Source organism: Solitalea agri, from assembly GCF_023914155.1.
GTDB classification, from domain to species: Bacteria; Bacteroidota; Bacteroidia; order Sphingobacteriales; family Sphingobacteriaceae; genus Solitalea; species Solitalea agri.
In genome coordinates, this window is record NZ_JAMWYS010000003.1 from 167,930 (window position 1) to 187,158 (window position 19,229).

Below are 19,229 nucleotides of genomic sequence, written 5' to 3' on the forward strand. Positions count from 1 at the left end.
AGATAGAAATATAATTTAAACGCCATGCTATTTTTATTTTTTTCAATAAGGTTTTATTAAAAATACAAAATAAAATTTGGATAACTCACTAACACACAATATCTTTTAAAATCGCTTACACCAAAAAAAACAAAAGCTTCCCGTTAATACAGGAAGCCTTCATTTATATAATAGTTGCTGAAATTTAAACGCGACCGTGTACGTCTTTAGCGTTCAAATCTTCAAATGCCTGAATCAAACGTTTAACAAAGGTTTCTTCGCCTTTACGTAACCAAACACGTGGATCATAATATTTCTTATTAGGAGCATCTTCACCTGTCGGGTTACCAATCTGTCCTTGTAAGTAATCTTTCTTATCATTATAGAAAGCAAGAATACCTTCCCAATACGCCCATTGAAGGTCAGTATCAATGTTCATTTTAATTGCACCGTAAGAGATAGCTTCGCGAATCTCTTCTTGCGATGAACCTGAACCACCATGGAATACAAAGTTTACTGGTTTTTCAGCCGTCAAATTGTGTTTCGCTTTAATATAATCCTGTGAGTTTTTCAGAATTACTGGTGAAAGTTTCACATTACCTGGCTTATAAACACCATGAACGTTACCAAATGCAGCAGCAATAGTAAAACGGTGGCTGATTTTGCTCAATTCAGTATAAGCATGATCAACTTCTTCCGGTTGTGTATATAGTTTCGAGCTATCTACATCCGAATTATCAACACCATCTTCTTCACCACCTGTTACACCTAATTCGATTTCTAAAGTCATACCCATTTTGCTCATACGCTCAAGGTATTTTTGACAGATTTCGATATTTTCGTGTAGAGGCTCTTCAGAAAGGTCGATCATGTGTGAAGAGAATAGTGGTTTACCATGCTGAGCATAAAATTTCTCTCCTGCATCAAGCATACCATCAATCCATGGCAATAATTTCTTAGCAGCGTGATCGGTGTGTAAAATCACAGAAACACCATACATTTCAGCAAGTAAATGCACATGCTGAGCAGCGGAAACTGCACCAGCCACACAAGCTTGCAAATTGTCGTTGTTTAATGACTTACCAGCATAAAACTGAGCACCACCGTTAGAAAGCTGGATAATAACAGGAGAATTAACAGCCTTAGCAGCTTCCATAACTGCATTAACGGTGTTAGTACCAATGGTGTTTACAGCCGGTAAAGCAAACTGATGTTGTTTTGCTAATTCGAATAATTCCTGCACTGCGTCACCGTGCAAAACGCCTTTTTTAATGGCTGTTTGAGTCTGGTCTGACATAGAGAATAGTTTTAATAGAGGATTTAAATTGAGAGGCTAAAGATAGTGATTAAAACCATTTTACAAGCGCTTTTTTGATATTTTGACAATGGTTTTACGACACCCAAGCTATATAATACTGATTAATTTTGAAGCTAATGAATGTCGAGTTATAGATTTTTACTATTTTGCAGCCCTTTTTAATAAAGGCAGATTTTCATGATTAACCTAAACTAAACCAATCATGAAAATTAATTAAACTTAAAAACAAACACATTCCATAAAGAAACTATGAGTTGGTTTAAACGAAAAAATGAAGGTATTACCACAAAGACCGAAGAAAAGAAGGAAACGCCAGATGGTCTTTGGAACAAATGCCCTTCATGCAAAAAGGTATTACACAATTCTGAACAGACAGAGCACAAATATGTTTGCCATCATTGTGGTTATCATATAAGAATTGGCTCTAAAGAATATTTTGAAGTATTGTTTGATGATAATCAGTTTACCGAACTTTTTTCAAATTTAACTTCAGGGGACCCTCTTCACTTTGTCGACAGTAAAAAATATACTGATCGTATTATTGAGACAATGGCCAAAACCGGATTGAAAGATGCAATTCGTGCTGGAGTTGGTAAGATTGAAGGACAAGACCTTGTTATTGCCTGTATGGATTTCGATTTTATCGGTGGTTCTATGGGTTCGGTGGTGGGTGAAAAGATTGCTCGCTCAATTGATTATTCTTTAAAAAATAAAATTCCGTTCCTAATGATTTCTAAGTCAGGAGGAGCCCGTATGATGGAGGCGGCTTTTTCGCTTATGCAAATGGCTAAAACTTCCGCCAAACTAGCCCTTCTTTCTGAAGCTAAGATTCCTTATATCTCTTTATTAACCGATCCAACTACCGGAGGTGTTACAGCCTCTTATGCTATGCTGGGAGATATTAACATTTCTGAACCGGGTGCAATGATCGGCTTTGCAGGACCACGTGTAATTAAAGAAACCATAAAAAAAGATCTTCCTAAAGGCTTCCAAAGTGCCGAATTCGTTTTAGAACACGGCTTTTTAGATTTTATTGTTGACCGTCGTCACATGAAAGCGAAGATTGCTTCATTCTTACGCATGGTTGCTAAATAGATATTTACACAAAAAAATAAATCAAAAAAACGGATAAGCCTATTAAAACTTATCCGTTTTTTTATGAAATCATAGATAGCATTGTATTATCCTTATACAGCAGAAACAATAACCAGCGGTAAACAATTAAATTTTAATAACTGGCATTTTAACGTTTCCAGATATTCTTGCAAAGCAGCAGTACTGGGCGTTTTTTCAATTACCTCGTTTCGTAATTGAGGTGTTTCGTCCAAAAACAAATATAGTTCAGGACAAAGTTCTTCCATCTCAACTGATGCTACAATAATATCCTGCATTAAACTTTTATTTATATCGAGCGTATTCATAATTTTCTTTAGTTTATTTTTTAGGTAATCTCCTTAAGTTGTTCCTGATGGTCTTTTTTCAAGAGTTGCTGAAGCAATTTAATCTGCATTTCCTGTGTTTTCATCAGTTTATCAATTTGTTCTTCCATTAAAAGATTGATTTTTTGATGAAGATTTCGAATTTCAATTTCTGATTTAAGATTAATAAGATAATCATCTTCTGCCCTTTTTCGATCTTTATCTTCCTGCCTGTTCTGACTCATCATAATAATAGGAGCTTGAAGAGCAGCTAGACAAGAAAGGATCAAATTCATTAGTATAAAAGGATACGGATCAAATTCAGATGTTTCTCCAACTAAAACATTATATAAAATCCATACCGCTAAAATAAATCCAAACAAAATTATAAACTTCCAACTGCCGCCAAATTGTGCCACTTTATCAGAGAGTTTTTGCCCTTTTAAAATGAGTTCCTCCGGCGGGTGTTGGAGTTTATTAATGATCAATTTTTCTTCTTTGATAGCATCGTCTACTAACTGATGCAGTTTCTTCATTTGATCATTTTCTACACTGGATTCTCCCTGCCTTTTTTAGCCAAAGCATTCATACTACAATACTAATTAATCCTGCTTACGTAATTAATTCATCCTTAAATGGTACTTCTACCCTGAATCAATCTAATAACTACAACCACTAATGCAATTACTAACAGTAGGTGAATAAGGCCTCCGGCATGAAAACCCAAACCAATTAGCCATCCTACAACCAGCAGTACAGCTATTATATACAATAAATTTCCCATGATTTTAAAATTTTAAGTTCACTAACCAACCTATACTCAATACATTAAAAGGCTCACTTACTAAAAGTGAACCTTAAGTTTTACTTACTTCTTGGAGGTAAATCCTTTAAACGCTTTACCTAATTCGTACATGTCATGATTAAACTCTTGTTTAAATTGCGGCCAATCATTCTCATTATAATTGTAATTGGCTATACGTTTCCGTAAATCGTCATTTTTACTTTCAAGAGCTACTATTTTTTTATGATACCTGCTATCTGCCTTGGCGTTACCCTTTACCATTTTTGCTTTTAAAGCAGCAATATCTTTATCGTTACTTGTAATCTTTTGTTGAGCGTCTGCCCTAAATTGGGTATAGCTTGCTATAGAATCAGTATTTGTTACTACTTTAACACTTTGTGGTTCTACCATTTCTGGTTTTCCCTCTTGAGCGAAAGCCAGCATGCTAATTCCTGTTATAAAACCTGTTATAATTAAGGATGGCATTAACTTTTTCATATTATTTAAATAAAATTGTTTAAAACATTTATTTAACTATTACTTAGGCCCTTACCATACCTTCTTAGCGTTTAAGAAATAGTTTTAAAAACAATGAGCCAAAAGGCATTGACTCATTATTGAAATACTTACAATTTTTGAATAATTAAATTCAATTCTTCTTTGGTTTTACCCAATTTGGTTTCAATTTTTCGCATCATGTCTTCTTTATTGCCTTGTTCATAATGCACATCGGCGTCTGTAAGTACAGGATATTTCGCAATAAGCTTAACTTTTTGCTCGCTCCACTTTTGCTGTCCGAATGTTCCTGTTGGTCTTGATGATGATGGTGTTGTTCCCATGATTTTAATTTAAAAGGGTGGTTTAACAATTACAACATAAATGTACCCATATAAACCGCGAAGAATGTTACATAACTAAAGCTAATAGTTACATAATTCACACATTATCAAGGCCAACTATACCTTTCCTTTTATGTTTTAATTGTTTAAAATAAGAAGGGGTTAATCCGGTGATTCTTTTAAATTGATTAGAAAGATGAGCAACGCTGCTAAAGTGCAACTTGTAGGAAATTTCCGTTAAACTAAGTTCGTCATACACCAATAGTTCTTTTACCTTTTCTATACGATGTGTGATAAAAAACTTTTCAATTGTGATGCCTTGGACTTCTGAGAACAGGTTAGCCAGATAAGTATAGTCGTGGTTGAGTTTTTGACTGAGATAGTCAGATAGATTTACTTTCAATTGATCATCTGTATAATGTACTAATTCAATTATTGTACTTTTGATCTTTTCAATAAGCATACTCCTTTTATCATCCATTAGTTCCAGCTCATATTTTCTCAATCCTTTATCGAGCTGTTTTAATTGATCCTCAGAAATGCTCCCTTTTATCTCAACCTCCCCTAATTCGAGCTGAGTGTACTGCAAGCCAAGTTTTTCCAATTCGGACTTCAATGCCATTTTACATCGAATACAAACCATATTCTTGATAAATAGCTTCATGGCAGCTTTTGTTTATAATACATTTCTTGAGTGCTTCATATAAATTTACAAAAACAATACGCTTGATAGGACTACCCCAGGTAACAGAGTATACTTTAAATGGAAAGTTATTTGCGTATATTTTAATGTTATGAAGCTTAAAAGCAATAGGAACATGTCAATAGTTTGGCTCGCTTTTTTAGCTTGCCTATTCATTCACCCATTTCCACTCTTCTCTTATGCTATTTATAGTAAGCCAAGGGATGCCCATTTATCTTTTGGCGATACCATCCTTAAACCTGGTTCAGGGGAGAAAATAAGTTTTACCATCGATTCACCAAAGCATAAAAATCCAGTTGATACCCTATATAAAATATTAAAAAATGCTCCTTATGATGTGCTAAGTGAAAGATTCTATAAGCCGTACCAAGGAAAGGTTATTCGGAATATAATTATCGGACAGGTGAACGTTTTCAACCGCGTCTCAGACGATATTCAACAGTCACGGAATAGCATTCAAAAACTGCAGCATCTCTTGGATTTTTTACACATAAACACCAAATCGAACGTTATCAGGGAAGGATTGTTTTTCAGCGAAAAGAAAGATACGGTGAGTTCATATCTGATGGCCTATAATGCTTATTACCTTCGCCATTTACCCTTTCTCCAAACAGCAGAAATCTATATTCAACCACTTGCAGATACGAAAGATTCGGTGGATGTAATGATCATTACACAAGATGCTTTTGAATTCGGAGTAAGCATTGCTCATTCTAACCTGAGACTATATAATGTAAATTTACTGGGCGGAGGCCAGCGAATTGACGTGGCAGTGAGTCTCGACAAAAATCGCACACCAAAAGTAGGAACAGCCGTCTCTTATGTAAAATACAATGTTTGGGGGAGTTTTGTTGATGCATCCATTGGCTACACAACAATAAACAATGCTATACCGATAGATACTGGCGTTTATGAAACCTCTTTCTTTGTACACCTGGATAGGCAGCTGTATAAGCCGACAGTACGCCTGGGAGGAGGTCTAACTATATCGTACAACTATTCAATGGATGTTTATTCCCGTTCATCAAGTTATTATCGCAACTATGCTTACAGATATTTTGATGTTTGGGGAGCATGGGCATTTAACGTGAAGAAACTACTTAAAAAAGGTTTTGAAAATAGTACTCGTAAAGCAATATCATTAAGGTATAGTCTGATTGATTTTACTCGACAACCGCAACAGGACATTTACCGGCTAGATCCAAATTATAATAACCGGCAGTATATAATTGGCGAGTACAACTTTTTCCAGCAAAGATATTTCAAAACCCGTTATGTATTTGAATTTGGCCGTATTGAGGATATTCCAAGTGGATATAACCTGGCTCTTACGGTAGGAGTGGAAAAATGGATCAATAGAAAACGGATTTATACCGGAGCACAATTCGAACGCTCTAAGATCTATACCCAAGGCAATTTTATGGTCACAGGCATAGGACTCGGCGGTTTTTTTAAGAATGGAATTGAAGATATTGTATTTGGCGTTAATAATGATTATTACAGCAAGCTTTATACGCTTAACACTTGGAAACTTCGTTACCAAATCAATCTGAATTATCTAATTGGCATTAACCCTCATTTTAATAAAGCGATCAACTTAAACGCTGAAAGAGGCATCATTGGTTATAATTCAGCGTTATTACAAGGTTATCAGCGTCTTAACCTTGGTGGTGAAGCCGACTTCTATGCTCCTTTTCGGTTTTTAGGGTTTAAGTTTAATTTTTTCACTGTTGCCCAGATAGCACAACTTGGGGACAAAGGTGAGCTCTTGTTTGGCAACCGACTGTACACTGTACTAGGAACAGGTATACGTATCAAAAACGAAAGTCTTGTATTCCGGACTTTAGAAATAGGAGCTTATCTTTATCCTGGAGCTCCTTCAGATATGAAAAAAGTTGGGCTCACGTTGAGAAGCATACCCAATATACGGTTCAGAACTACTCCTATCCAGCGTCCAGAATTCATCCGTTTTGAATAAAATCCTAAGATCCTATGGCGTATCGTAGCTATAGTATACCATCTATGAAAGAAATGCTATTAGGGCCTTAAACAACATATTTTTCAGAAATCACCCTTTCAAATAGCTCTTGCTTTAACAAACTTTTTTATAAAATGGAAATATTAAAAACGGTAACCTACGCCTAATGAAAACACTGTGTTTTTAACAGCTAAGCCAACAAAATTTTTAGCAATATTAGCCAAACCCAATGTGTAGCGAGCATTAAATAGCAACCCCGTTGGCAAAGCATATTCTGCCCCTACGTTAGCACCGAAATCAAAGGTGTTGTAACTTTCCTTATCGTCAAATGACACGCTGTCCACTTTAGTTTTAGCACTCAATAATAGTCCTATTTGAGGACCAGCTTCAAAACTCAACCCGGCTACTGCATTATATTTAAACATTACGGGAACATTTAAATACAAGGTATTATCACTAGCCCCTTCAAACTTGGCTCCTTGTCCTGAGATCAACAACTCAGGCTGAAGTGCCATTTTTTTTGCTAAACCTAAGGTTATAAAACCTCCCGCGTGAAAGCTTGTAACAGAAGAAACTGAAATATCCAAACCATTTCCCGAATATATATTATTAGCGAAGTTAGCACCTGCTTTAAAACCAAATTTTGTACTCTGGGCCATTGCTGCTCCTGAAAACAACATAGTTGCCAATAAAAAGTAAATTTTTTTCATGTATTAGGTTTTTAATTATTTCGGCAATATTTTCTGGCTTTTTGCCATAAAGCCGATGTTTTAGCACTGCCAGGAAACATACCACATAAAATAAACTTTTTCCTTTCGCATTATTTTTAACATAATGATAGCTAACACGAACACCAATAAGATAAAGTATAGAATGAGAAGTATGTAAACGTTATATAAAAGATATTTTTAATTCTTACTATAAATACACCAAAGGTATATAAAACAAATACGGAAGTAAATATTACAAGAAAGGCGGATTGTTCTCAATCCGCCTTTCTTGTAATATGATTAAACTGTTTATACCGCTACCGGAACAATCTGTTTTAGTTTCTCAACTGTATAGTCAATCTCTTCTTTAGTTGTCATTTTACTGAACGAGAAGCGAACTGAAGGTCTGTTTGGACAGGCACCAATACCGGTTAACACGTGTGAACCAATATTTGAACCTGAAGAACAGGCACTTCCTCCCGAAGCTGAGATACCGTTAATATCCAAATTAAACAGCATCATATCGCCCATATCTGACTCAGGGAAAGATACATTCAATACTGTATATAAGCTCTTCTCAGGATCTGTTTCTCCATTAAATTGGATATCAGCAAAATTCTGCAGCAACTGCTCTTTCATATAGGTTTTTAATTCCTGAACATGATTAGCATGCTGTTCCATTTCATGATAAGCAATTTCCAATGCTTTTGCCAAACCTGCAATACCATACACATTTTCAGTACCACCACGCATATTGCGTTCCTGAGCTCCACCATAAATCAATGGTTTGATTTTCACATTGTGGTTAACATACAAAAATCCAACACCTTTTGGGCCATGTAATTTATGTGCCGCACAAGCTACAAAGTGTACTTTCAAATGACTAAGGTCATGAACGTAATGTCCCATGGTTTGAACCGTATCACAATGGAATAATGCATTATACTTTTCGCAAAGGTCGCCTACACGTGCAATATCAAGCAATGTCCCAATTTCATTATTGGCATGCATTAATGACACAAAACTACGCTCATTAGTTTGAAGTAATTCTTCCAAATGGTTATAATCTACATTCCCCTTTTCGTCAATGTTCACGTAGCTTAATTTAATTAAACCATTTTTCTCCAATGTTTCAAGCGTATGTCCTACTGCATGATGCTCGATTTTGGAAGTAATTGCATGAGTAATACCATTATCGTTGATACCACAACGAATAGCTGTGTTATCAGCCTCGGTTCCTCCTGAAGTAAAGAAAATTTCTGAAGGTGAAACATTTAGCAATTTTGCAACGGTCTTACGAGCTTGCTCAACTACTGAGCGAACTTCGCGACCGTGTGCATGGATGGAAGAAGGATTCCCAAATTGATTCTCCATCATGCTAAACATCACCGCTAACACTTCCTTGTCTATAGGTGTGGTCGCAGCATTGTCTAAATAAACTCTCATTTTTAGGTTATTATTTTGGTATTTAGGTTAAAATCAAATTAGAAGTTAGTTGAACAAAATACAAAGTACCTCCCAGATAACTTTTGTACTCCTAACTTTCTAAATCTTACTTCAATTATATCATTTCCTTGAAATCAGAAATTATTTTGTTTGCCAAGGCATCCGCAACCGTTTCTGAACTTCCCTCTGAATAAATACGAATGATTGGTTCTGTATTTGATCGACGCAAATGTACCCATTGTTTATCAAATTCTATACGAACTCCGTCAATCGTATTGATTGGTTGTTTTTGGTATTTTTCCTGAATTTTCTGCATCAATGAATCAATATCCATTTCTGCAGTCAGGGTAATCTTATTCTTTGATATATGATATTCAGGATAAGTGCTTCTTAATACTGAAATACTTTTACCGAATTTGGCCAAATGTGTTAAAAATAATGCAATTCCAACAAGAGCATCACGGCCATAATGTGATTCAGGATAAATCACCCCTCCATTACCTTCACCACCGATAACTGCATTAGTAGCTTTCATCTTTTCAACAACATTCACCTCTCCTACAGCAGCAGCGTTGTATTCTCCACCGTGACTTTCAGTTACATCTTGTAAAGCACGGGTTGAAGACAAGTTTGATACAGTATTACCTTTTTGATGTTTCAGAACATAATCGGCAACAGCCACCAGCGTATATTCCTCTCCAAATAAGTTACCATCCTCGCTCATAAACACAAGTCGGTCAACATCTGGATCAACGGAAATACCCAGATCAGCTTTTTTCCCAACAACTGTTTTTGACAATTCAGTTAAATGCTCAGCTAGTGGTTCAGGATTATGAGGAAACTTCCCATCTGGAGTACAATATAATTCATGAATTGTTTCAACACCCAGGGCTTTAAGCAGTTTAGGTACAAAAATACCGCCTGTAGAATTAACAGCATCTACAACAACTTTGAAATTAGCATTTTTAATAGCTTCAACATCCACCAACGGTAAAGCCAAAATCAGTTCAATATGTTTATCAACATATGTATGATCAAGTTTATAAGACCCTAAAGAATCAACATCGGCATATTCAACGGCAGACTTTTCAGCAATATCCAAAACTTCCTGTCCATCGGCAGAAGAAATGAATTCACCTTTGTTGTTTAACAACTTTAAAGCGTTCCACTGTTTCGGATTGTGGCTTGCTGTAAGAATAATTCCACCTCCTGCGTTTTCCAAAGGAACAGCTACTTCAACGGTTGGGGTAGTTGATAGATCGAGGTCAATAACATCAATACCTAATCCTTGTAATGTACCTACCACAAGATTTCTAACCATTTCACCCGAAATGCGCGCATCCCGGCCAATAACAATTTTCTTATTACCGGTTTTGTTAATTACCCATTGGCCAAAAGCCGAAGTAAATTTTACTACATCTAAAGGAGTAAGAGCGTTGCCCGGAGCACCACCAATAGTACCCCTAATGCCTGAAATAGATTTTATAAGTGTCAAAGTTGATTTTTATTGATTTATTGCGAACAAAATTAGAATATTAAATTAGAATAGGCAATTACCTGTTTGTAAAGTTTTGGCGCAAGTTAAATTACTAAGAAGTTCTATGTTCAATAGAATCACCTTAATTTTTAGCAACCCCGAATAAATCATTTTTGGCTTAAAATTGCTCGTATTGGTTTTATATATTTGCTGCTATGCCTGATAAACAACAGAAGTGGTACCAAAATTGGTTCAATTCGCCTTATTATCATATACTTTACAACAAACGCGATGAACGCGAAGCAGAGCATTTAATGGATAATCTCTGCGAATATCTGACGCCATCAGCTACGGAGCGAATGCTGGATGTGGGTTGCGGAAAAGGCCGTCATGCCATTTACCTGAATAAAAAAGGGTATGATGTTACCGGTATCGACTTATCTGAAGAAAACATAAAACTTGCTAATATTCACGAAAATGGGAAACTGCATTTTTATGTTCATGATATGCGCAATTTGTTCTTCATTAATTATTTCGATATCGTGTTTAATCTATTTACCAGTTTCGGTTTTTTCGAAAAAGACAGAGATCACCAGCATGCAGTAAATATGTTTTCCCGGTCATTGAAAAAAGGTGGTGTTTTAGTACTTGATTTCATGAATGCTGAAAAACTTAAAAACAATTTGGTGCTACGCGAGGTTCAACATATCGAAAACATCGAATTCCATATTCAACGTAAAATTGAAAACGGGGCGATCATAAAAAAAATTGACTTTGAAGATAAAGGACGCCATTTTGCTTTTAAGGAAGAGGTAAGAGCCTTAAGGGTGGATGATTTTAAACGATATTTTGAAAAAGCCGGTTTTGAAATCGAAGCTACTTTTGGAGACTATGACCTTGGACCGTTTAAACCCGAAGTTTCAGACCGTTTACTATTTGTGTGCCGAAAAAAATAACAAATGCTCGAACAATTAAATTCCATTGACCAAAAAGCATTCTTTTTTGTTAACAGCGATTTATCAAACTCATTTTTTGACTGGCTAATGCCGTTAATGCGTTATCCTGCGTTTTGGGCTCCGCTCTATTTGTTTTTGATCATCTTTTTTATCAAAGAATACAAAATAAAAGGTTTATACCTGATTGCATTCTTATTAATCACCTTTGCCATAGCTGATTTTGTTAGTGCAAGTATTATTAAAGAATATTTTCGACGTTTACGTCCATGCAATGATCCGGCATTAATGGGCTTGGTTAAAGTAAGGCTTTCGCGTTGTTCAGGTGGGTTTAGTTTTATTTCTTCACATGCTTCGAATCATTTTGCCATAGCTACATTTTTAATTAGTACGTTTTACCAGCGTTGGAAATGGGTTTTACCTGTGGCTTTCTTTTGGGCAGCAATTATTTGTTTCGCGCAAGTTTATGTGGGTGTTCATTATCCATTCGATGTATTCTGCGGAGGAATCTTTGGCATAGTAGTCGGATATTCTGTATCTAAACTTCGAAAATCTTTAGTACCTATTGATGGAATTAATTAAAAGCTTAATATTATTTTCAAGCGCCTTTTTAGGCGGATTAGCTGTTTTTTTTGTTCAAAAAGGCAGCAACAGAAAGCTTAAACTTATACTATCGTTCAGTGGCGCATATTTGTTCGCTATCTGTGCTCTGCATCTTATGCCCGAAGTTTATTCGTCGCACAACCCAATGGTAGGAGTGTTCGTATTGCTTGGGTTTGCGTTTCAAATTATTTTGGAGCAATTTTCTGAAGGCGTTGAACACGGGCACATTCATGTTCACCAACATCATCATGGCCCGGCTTTCCCCTATGGATTGATGATCAGCTTATGCCTGCATGCCTTTTTAGAAGCATTACCACTAGCAAGTTCAGCCGCGCAGAATGAATTATTGTTTGGTATTGCAATTCATCATATACCGGCCGCCTTTGCTTTAGGCAGCATTTTACTTCAAAGTCATATAAGCAAGCGAACTACTGTTATTATGTTGGTGTTGTTTGCCATTATGTCTCCGGTAGGCTTTATTTTAAGTCAAAACTTAGGCCCGGCTACATCAGGAGTTCTGTCACAGTATTTCGACTATATCATGGCTGTTGTGATCGGAATCTTCCTGCATATTTCAACCACCATTTTGTTTGAAGCAAGCGAGGACCATAAATTCAATTTCTATAAAACAATTGCTATATTTTTAGGGGCAGGAATTGCAATCGCTTTGTTTTTCAGTCAGCAGTCGTATACACATACGCATTAAAAGTAATGGAGTCAGAGGCTGGTGCTAGCCTCTTAACTTATCGAGAAGATTATTCAATGTTTCAAGTTCATCTTGTGTAAGATTCTCATGAATAAAATCCTGAATTTTTTCTGTACTAACAACACTAAGCAGCTCCAATCCTTTATCAGTAATTAACAAGTCAACAGCTCGACGGTCGCTTTTACAGGTTTTTCGCTCAATAAGTTCTTTTTTTACCAAACGATCAACAATTCGTGATACGTCAGACATTTTATCAATGATACGGTCTTTAACCAAATTAAGCGTTGCCGGTTTGGGAAACTGACCGCGTAAAATACGTAAGACGTTGTATTGTTGAGGAGTAATATCATAGGGTTCGAGGACTTGGCGCATGTTTGACATCAACCAACTTTGTGTAAAAACAATATTTATTATTGCTTTTTGATAATTGTTTTCAAACTTATCCTGAACTATTTCTTTTTCAATCTGCATAATCTTGTTAGATAGTTGTTCACAAATATACAGAGCAATAACATTTAATGTTATTGCTCTGTATATTTTTATTAAGAAATTGTTATTTATTTTTTTTTGGATTTGCCTGTGAACTAATCTCTTTCACTTTTTTCGCAAAATCCCAAGGACAATTTAAGCACGAATTCATACAGCAATATCCTCGTTTTAAATGATACTCACGAGTTAAAACCATTAATCCGTTTTCATTGATAATATAATCTTCGCCGACTTTTAGCATTATTCATTTAAAATTTTAACGGTGTGCGTATTGCTTAAGTGTTTCTTTAATTCATTCCCATCACCATGCAAAGTCCAGATCTCTTTAGCTTCTGATCGTTCAATAAGCCTCAGAATTTGATTCCAATCCGCATGATCGCTTATAAACAGTTTTTCATCACAATACTCCTGCAAATTCCCCCAACCAGAGGCAAAAACCTTATAAACATCCCTGGAGTGTTTATAGCTAGAAAAAGTTAAAGGAGGAACGATATAAACGCTGTTTACAGAGTGTTTCATCGTTTTTCGATCATACATTTGCCACTTCCCTAAACTTACACCAAACTGTTCATAAATGCGGTGTATGGGCGCAATAGAATAATGGACCAATACATTTAAACCATCGCAATATTGGTTAATTAGCTGAGTTACCCTTTGAGCCTTACCTAATGCATAGGCTCCAAAAATGATATTATTATTAAATCTGTTTAGCTTAATAATTTCGTCTTCGGCTTTAGGATGCTCTGTTTCAGAAGAGGCGAACGTTGTTTCAGTAATCAAAACATCCGCTTTAACAAACTCAAAAGGTTCATTGGTAGGGTCGTGCTCTAATTTAAAATCGCCGGTATAAAGTATTCTTTTTCCTTCTATTTCAATTAATACTTGTGCAGAACCTAAAATATGCCCGGCACTATAAAAAGTAATATTAGCTTCGCCTATACTAAATGATTGACGATAAGGAACAATCTGAAAGTTTTTGCCTGCATTTTTTTTATACCGAAGGTCCATTACCGCTTTAGTAGCCTCGGTACAATAAATATTTTCAGAACCACCCACTGCATGGTCGCCATGGGCATGTGATATTACCGCATTTTTAACAGGCTTTTGTGGATCGAGATAAAAATTATAAAGAGGGCAATACAACCCGATTTCTGTCAATTTAAAATATTCTTCAATCATCTGCTCTTTTCAAAAACTCACGATGCAATGTTAAAACCTGAGGAATCAAGGCTTTTTTTTCATCATTTAAAATTATATAATCAGCCAGTTTTAGCTTTTCCTCCTCCGAAAACTGGTTTTTAATACGGCTCTTCACCTCATCTTCTGAGCTTCCGTCGCGCTGCATTACCCTATTAATACGTAAGTCCTCGGGCGCTGTAACTAAAATATTGAAATCGTTCTGTTGGTAGCTTCCACTTTCAAACAATAATGCAGCTTCCTTCAATAGATAAGGCTTTTTGTGAAATGAAAGACTCCAGCGATCAAATGATCGGAAAACTGCTGGATGAACCAATGAGTTGAGTGTTGCTAATTTCTCCGGATTATTAAACACTATATCTGCTAATAACTTACGGTTTAGTGTTCCATCGTCAAAATACACCTGGTCACCAAAATTTTGCTTGAGTCCGGTTATAAGCGTAGCGTCTTCAACCATTACTTTCTTTGCTTCGATATCGGCAATAAAAGCGGGGACACCCAATTGCTCAAAAATTTTAACAACAGTGCTTTTACCACTTCCTATTCCACCGGTTATCCCAATTTTCAGCATCATTTGGCAACTAAGAAATCAACAACTAATGGACTTATATTGATTACACGAATAAAATCAGGTGACCTGAGCAATTTAACATCCAAGCGATTTTTACCCTGATTTTTCCATTGGTTTAAATCAACCTGCGCATAAAACATATCTTCATCAACTAAAGGATATTTATTTACCGGGCATAAATATTTAAGTTTTATTTTACCCGGCAGCAAATTTACATCATAATTGCGATCATTATTTGCCAGGTTAAGCTTTACTGTTATTAAGCCTTCTGTATATTTCTCGACTGGAATTCTTAATGAAACTACATTTGGAGTAATTTTAATGTTATCAGTACTTCTTCCCGAAAGCTTGATCAACCTATAAACACTATCGGATAAATTATGCAGAACAATTTTGGGAGTTACCCAAGCTTCTATTTTTGCTACTTCATCTATAGGTCCACTTACGGTAACGCTATCTGGCTCTAAAACTAAATTCGATGAGTAAAAAAATTGCTTCTTAAACGTAATATCAGCAAACAGCTTCAATGGAATTTGCTTCACTATTCTGCTTGAAAAATCAAGATTGATAGACTCCGGCTTTATAAGCTTTATTCTCAAACCATTATTCATTTGCTGATTCAAACCGTCGATATATTTAATTAATGAAATATGATTCCCTTTAATTTGAGATATATCAAGTTTTAATGGTTTATTCAATAGGTTAACTTTCGAAAAAATCAATTGCCAACCTGTTCCTTCCACTTTCAATGTAATATCTTCTACATTTTTTACACTTAAGGTCTTATCCGTAGGAATATTAGTTAGAATAAGGGATGTATTTACATCAAAAACATATTTATTGGAAAGAGAAGATATAAGCCAAAAAACGATAGCAAATAATAAGCAAACAAAGAATAAGCCTAGCTTATGCCGTTCCCTTCTGTTTAAGTCAAATATTGATCTTTCCTTGTCAGTCATTTAACCGGTTTTACCTGCAATATAATTGAAAAAGCCATCTCTTGTTATAAGAGATGGCTTAAAAAATACTATTATCAGCAATTAAGCTTCTTTTTCAGGGATATTTAATGCTTTAGAATTGTCTAAAGAGATACCTGATTTCTGAATTTTGATACGTACGTTATGATCAATTTCTACCATAAAGAAATCAGCTCCTACCTCAGAAATTTTACCATGTACACCACCAATAGTCACTACTTTATCGCCCTTTTTCAATTCTTCAATGAATTTTTTCTGATCCTTCATTTTTTTGGTTTGAGGACGGATCATGAAAAAGTAAAATACTACAGCAATTAACACCATCATTAAAACTGATTGTGTCATATTGCCTCCTCCTGCTTGTAATAAAACGCTAGCTATCATTTTAATTTATTGAGTTTAATTTTCCTGAACTTCACCTACCAACTCCAAAGTGCTCACGGTTGGATTTGTATTTGCAAATATGGTTATATGTTTATCCTGCAAACCTTGCTTACCTTTACTATTGAATTTTACATCAATAACACCAGTCGCTCCCGGAGCAATTGGCTCATCCGGTTTACTTGGAACTGTACATCCACAGCTTGCAATGGCACTTTTAATAATTAAAGGGAACTTACCTTTGTTTACGAATTTAAATGAATGCTCAACAACCTCGCCTTCGGTAATTTTTCCAAAATCAAACTTATCCTCATCAAATTTAATAACTGTTAATTGACTTGAATCAATTTTAGCAAATAGATCAGATGAAGGCGCATGATTTTTGCTTCCTTTATTACAGGCCACCGCAAATGCTGCAACTACTAATATTAAAATTGTTTTTTTCATATAACGGATAAAAAGTAATTATTCTACTAATCCTCTTCCCACTTTTCTCACCTTGTTTTCAGCCTTCAAATCTATTAGAATCTTATCAAGAATCCCATTAATAAATACTTTACTTTTTGGAGTACTGAATTCTTTTGAAAGGTCGATATACTCATTAATGGTAACTTTAACAGGAATTTCATTAAAGTTAATCAATTCGCAGATTGCCATTTTCATCAAAATAGTATCCATGTACGCAATACGTTCTGGGTCCCAGTTTTGGGTTTTCGAAGAAATATAGTCCTGGTATTCGCCATTGTTTCTGATCGTTAACTTAAACAGATCAATCATAAAATCTCTGTCATCCAACCAGTTGGCTGATATTGGAGCAAGCTTCTGCTTAGTTTCACCAAATTCTTTTAACGTTTTGATCATCATGCTGATCACAGAATCTTTATCAATCGGCCAGTTAATAAAGCGGTCTTCCATCATTTGTTCAAATAAAACAGATTGTGGCAAGACTTTTTTAACAAAGAAAATAAGGATTTCGCGTTCAATACTTAAGGTATGCTCTTCTTCTACACAGTAGGCACTGTATTCAGGTGTTGCACTAAAGTCTTTGAATAATGTTCTGACAACTTCCTGATCATTTGAAAAATCAATCTTCTGCTTTTTGATCTCATCGACAAAAGGTGGAAAGTTTTCAACTAATTTGATAAGCTTATTTTCTGCAATGCGAGTACTTGCATTAAGGTCTTCTTCTGATGGAATGTATTTAGAGGCTCGTTCCTGAGCATCGGTTATTGAGTATTTGGCAACTTCAATAGTAAGATTTAAAACCGTTAGGTAGGCTTCATTTACTTTAGCTACACTTTGTAACAAACTCTTCTCGAAACCCTGAATATCTTTGGTTTCTGCCTGATAAAAAGCATACAATGTTTGTAATGCTTTAATGCGCAAGTGCCTTCTGTTTAGCATCTAAAAGAACAATTAAAAATAAGGCCGCAAAGGTACAACTTAAAAGTTAGATTTTAGAAGTACGATTTTAAAATTTTAGTATCTGAGTCATCTTCTAAATTCTTACTTCTTAAATTATTTAGCTATTTGCTTTTAACTGGCGAATATCTTGAATACGTTTTTCGGCAATTTTTAAGGCTGCAGTATAAGGAGTGATCTGATCTTTTTTCGACTTCCGGAAAATATCGAGCGTAACTTTGTAAATATTTTCAGCCAACTGCATAGCCCTTTTTTTTCCAACTCCTGAAATCTCCGAATTAACACTTATCAAACCTCCAGCATTTATTAAAAAATCAGGAGCATATAAAACGCCCATTTCCATTAACATTTGTCCATGCACTTCTTCATCTTCCAACTGATTGTTTGCTGAACCTGCAATTATTGAGCATTTCAATCTTTTTAAGGTTTCTGTATTTACAGTAGCTCCTAAGGCACAAGGAGCATAAATATCAACATCCAAATCATAAATCTGATGGTTTGGAACTATTATCGCATCGTGTTTGCGCGCTACATAGGTTAATCGCTCCTCATCAAGGTCACTAATATAAACACGCGCACCTTCATCACTTAAGTATTTAACCAGGTGTTCCCCAACATTACCAATTCCCTGAACAGCTATTGATTTACCGGATAAACTATCATTACCCCATTGTTCTTTTGCACTTGCTTTCATCCCCATATAAACACCATAGGCCGAAATCGGCCCTGTATGTCCACTTCCCCCAAGAGATTCAGCAATACCAGCCACATGAGGAGTTTCCATTCGGATGTATTCCATATCCCGAGTGTTGGTACCCACATCTTGCGAAGTAATAAACTCACCGTTTAAATTGTTGATAAACTTCCCAAAACGGCGCATCAAAGCTTCAGATTTGTCTTTATTTGAATCACCAATAATAACGGCTTTCCCGCCACCAAGATTCAAACCCGTTATGGCAGCTTTAAAGGTCATCCCTCTTGATAATCGCAAAACATCATCTAAGGCATCTGCTTCACTTCTGTAATTCCACATTCTGGTTCCGCCAATTGCCGGACCTAAAGTTGTATCATGAATAGCTATTATTGCTTTTAAACCTGTGGATTTATCTGAACAAAAAAGAATGCTTTTATGTGATTGATCTGCCATTTTACCAAATACAGAATCCGTATTAACACCGTTAATTTCCTTGATTTCGAGCATGAGGGGTGGTTTTTAGTTTATTGGTTAGCAATGCCTTATAACAAATCTATATAATTTTCAAGCAATTAAAACAAAAC

24 protein-coding genes are annotated in these 19,229 nt (G+C 35.6%); 5 read left to right on the top strand and 19 right to left on the bottom strand.

The features are described from left to right. Positions 1-184 precede the first annotated feature (184 nt). Positions 185-1,276 (bottom strand): class II fructose-bisphosphate aldolase, encoded by a 1,092-nt coding sequence (gene fbaA, locus NF867_RS01115; RefSeq protein ID WP_252585695.1) that lies wholly within the window; start codon positions 1,274-1,276, stop codon positions 185-187. Between the two features lie 270 nt (positions 1,277-1,546). Between fbaA and accD the strand changes: the two genes are divergently transcribed. Further along, entirely contained in the window at positions 1,547-2,392 is an 846-nt protein-coding gene (accD, locus tag NF867_RS01120; protein WP_252585696.1) for an acetyl-CoA carboxylase, carboxyltransferase subunit beta, read from the top strand. A 92-nt stretch (positions 2,393-2,484) separates the two neighbouring features. Here the strand turns inward: accD and NF867_RS01125 are convergent, their stop codons facing one another. The 6 genes from NF867_RS01125 to NF867_RS01150 form a co-directional block, all read right to left on the bottom strand. Then, positions 2,485-2,718 (bottom strand): hypothetical protein, encoded by a 234-nt coding sequence (locus NF867_RS01125; protein WP_252585697.1) that lies wholly within the window; start codon positions 2,716-2,718, stop codon positions 2,485-2,487. Between the two features lie 20 nt (positions 2,719-2,738). Continuing rightward, positions 2,739-3,251: a DUF1003 domain-containing protein gene (locus NF867_RS01130; RefSeq protein WP_252585698.1), complete on the bottom strand. Its 513-nt coding sequence runs from the start codon at positions 3,249-3,251 to the stop codon at positions 2,739-2,741. A 95-nt stretch (positions 3,252-3,346) separates the two neighbouring features. After that, positions 3,347-3,499 carry a lmo0937 family membrane protein gene (locus tag NF867_RS01135; protein ID WP_252585699.1) on the bottom strand — a complete coding sequence of 51 codons (153 nt, stop codon included), beginning with the start codon at positions 3,497-3,499 and terminating at the stop codon, positions 3,347-3,349. Between the two features lie 84 nt (positions 3,500-3,583). After that, positions 3,584-3,997 carry a sll1863 family stress response protein gene (locus NF867_RS01140; RefSeq protein ID WP_252585700.1) on the bottom strand — a complete coding sequence of 138 codons (414 nt, stop codon included), beginning with the start codon at positions 3,995-3,997 and terminating at the stop codon, positions 3,584-3,586. Between the two features lie 128 nt (positions 3,998-4,125). Further along, positions 4,126-4,338 carry a general stress protein CsbD gene (locus tag NF867_RS01145; protein ID WP_252585701.1) on the bottom strand — a complete coding sequence of 71 codons (213 nt, stop codon included), beginning with the start codon at positions 4,336-4,338 and terminating at the stop codon, positions 4,126-4,128. 97 nt (positions 4,339-4,435) lie between these two features. Then, on the bottom strand, positions 4,436-5,002 hold the full coding sequence (locus NF867_RS01150) for a helix-turn-helix domain-containing protein (protein ID WP_252585702.1): 567 nt from the start codon (positions 5,000-5,002) through the stop codon (positions 4,436-4,438). Positions 5,003-5,156: 154 nt separating this feature from the next. Between NF867_RS01150 and NF867_RS01155 the strand changes: the two genes are divergently transcribed. Next, positions 5,157-7,019 (top strand): BamA/TamA family outer membrane protein, encoded by a 1,863-nt coding sequence (locus tag NF867_RS01155; protein WP_252585703.1) that lies wholly within the window; start codon positions 5,157-5,159, stop codon positions 7,017-7,019. Between the two features lie 143 nt (positions 7,020-7,162). Here NF867_RS01155 and NF867_RS01160 read toward each other — a convergent pair whose 3' ends face one another. From NF867_RS01160 to glmM, 3 genes are all read right to left on the bottom strand, one after another. Beyond that, positions 7,163-7,729, bottom strand: a complete 567-nt coding sequence (locus NF867_RS01160) for a porin family protein (protein ID WP_252585704.1) — start codon at positions 7,727-7,729, stop codon at positions 7,163-7,165. 309 nt (positions 7,730-8,038) lie between these two features. Beyond that, complete coding sequence (locus NF867_RS01165; RefSeq protein WP_252585705.1) at positions 8,039-9,175, bottom strand: cysteine desulfurase family protein; 1,137 nt, start codon at positions 9,173-9,175, stop codon at positions 8,039-8,041. 115 nt (positions 9,176-9,290) lie between these two features. Beyond that, positions 9,291-10,670: a phosphoglucosamine mutase gene (gene glmM, locus NF867_RS01170; protein ID WP_252585706.1), complete on the bottom strand. Its 1,380-nt coding sequence runs from the start codon at positions 10,668-10,670 to the stop codon at positions 9,291-9,293. A 197-nt stretch (positions 10,671-10,867) separates the two neighbouring features. Between glmM and NF867_RS01175 the strand changes: the two genes are divergently transcribed. Genes NF867_RS01175 through NF867_RS01185 form a run of 3 tightly spaced genes read left to right on the top strand, consistent with a single transcriptional unit; the run spans position 10,868 to position 12,914 of the window. Beyond that, positions 10,868-11,608 (top strand): SAM-dependent methyltransferase, encoded by a 741-nt coding sequence (locus NF867_RS01175; protein WP_252585707.1) that lies wholly within the window; start codon positions 10,868-10,870, stop codon positions 11,606-11,608. A gap of 3 nt (positions 11,609-11,611) precedes the next feature. Further along, the gene (locus tag NF867_RS01180; protein WP_252585708.1) at positions 11,612-12,187 is read left to right on the top strand and encodes a phosphatase PAP2 family protein; all 576 of its coding nucleotides are present in this window, start codon (positions 11,612-11,614) and stop codon (positions 12,185-12,187) included. Then, positions 12,174-12,914, top strand: coding sequence for a ZIP family metal transporter (locus tag NF867_RS01185; RefSeq protein ID WP_252585709.1), 741 nt, complete (start codon positions 12,174-12,176; stop codon positions 12,912-12,914). The genes NF867_RS01180 and NF867_RS01185 overlap by 14 nt, the downstream gene beginning before the upstream one ends. Before the next feature lie 24 nt (positions 12,915-12,938). On the opposite strand, the gene NF867_RS01190 is transcribed toward NF867_RS01185, so the two are convergent. The 9 genes from NF867_RS01190 to NF867_RS01230 all read right to left on the bottom strand — a co-directional run bounded on the left by NF867_RS01190 (position 12,939) and on the right by NF867_RS01230 (position 19,152). Beyond that, positions 12,939-13,385, bottom strand: coding sequence for a MarR family winged helix-turn-helix transcriptional regulator (locus tag NF867_RS01190; protein ID WP_252585710.1), 447 nt, complete (start codon positions 13,383-13,385; stop codon positions 12,939-12,941). Positions 13,386-13,467: 82 nt separating this feature from the next. Further along, on the bottom strand, positions 13,468-13,644 hold the full coding sequence (locus tag NF867_RS01195; protein WP_256471341.1) for a C1orf53 family protein: 177 nt from the start codon (positions 13,642-13,644) through the stop codon (positions 13,468-13,470). Next, positions 13,644-14,582 (bottom strand): MBL fold metallo-hydrolase, encoded by a 939-nt coding sequence (locus NF867_RS01200; protein WP_252585711.1) that lies wholly within the window; start codon positions 14,580-14,582, stop codon positions 13,644-13,646. The genes NF867_RS01195 and NF867_RS01200 overlap by 1 nt, the downstream gene beginning before the upstream one ends. Beyond that, positions 14,575-15,174, bottom strand: coding sequence for a dephospho-CoA kinase (gene coaE, locus NF867_RS01205; RefSeq protein ID WP_341870019.1), 600 nt, complete (start codon positions 15,172-15,174; stop codon positions 14,575-14,577). The genes NF867_RS01200 and coaE overlap by 8 nt, the downstream gene beginning before the upstream one ends. Beyond that, complete coding sequence (locus NF867_RS01210) at positions 15,171-16,130, bottom strand: YbbR-like domain-containing protein (protein ID WP_252585712.1); 960 nt, start codon at positions 16,128-16,130, stop codon at positions 15,171-15,173. The genes coaE and NF867_RS01210 overlap by 4 nt, the downstream gene beginning before the upstream one ends. A gap of 81 nt (positions 16,131-16,211) precedes the next feature. After that, on the bottom strand, positions 16,212-16,532 hold the full coding sequence (gene yajC / locus NF867_RS01215; RefSeq protein ID WP_252585713.1) for a preprotein translocase subunit YajC: 321 nt from the start codon (positions 16,530-16,532) through the stop codon (positions 16,212-16,214). 15 nt (positions 16,533-16,547) lie between these two features. Further along, the gene (locus NF867_RS01220) at positions 16,548-16,976 is read right to left on the bottom strand and encodes a DUF1573 domain-containing protein (RefSeq protein WP_252585714.1); all 429 of its coding nucleotides are present in this window, start codon (positions 16,974-16,976) and stop codon (positions 16,548-16,550) included. A gap of 18 nt (positions 16,977-16,994) precedes the next feature. Then, entirely contained in the window at positions 16,995-17,933 is a 939-nt protein-coding gene (gene nusB, locus NF867_RS01225) for a transcription antitermination factor NusB (RefSeq protein ID WP_252585715.1), read from the bottom strand. 118 nt (positions 17,934-18,051) lie between these two features. Further along, entirely contained in the window at positions 18,052-19,152 is a 1,101-nt protein-coding gene (locus NF867_RS01230) for a Glu/Leu/Phe/Val family dehydrogenase (RefSeq protein ID WP_279639321.1), read from the bottom strand. Between the last annotated feature and the right edge of the window lie 77 nt (positions 19,153-19,229).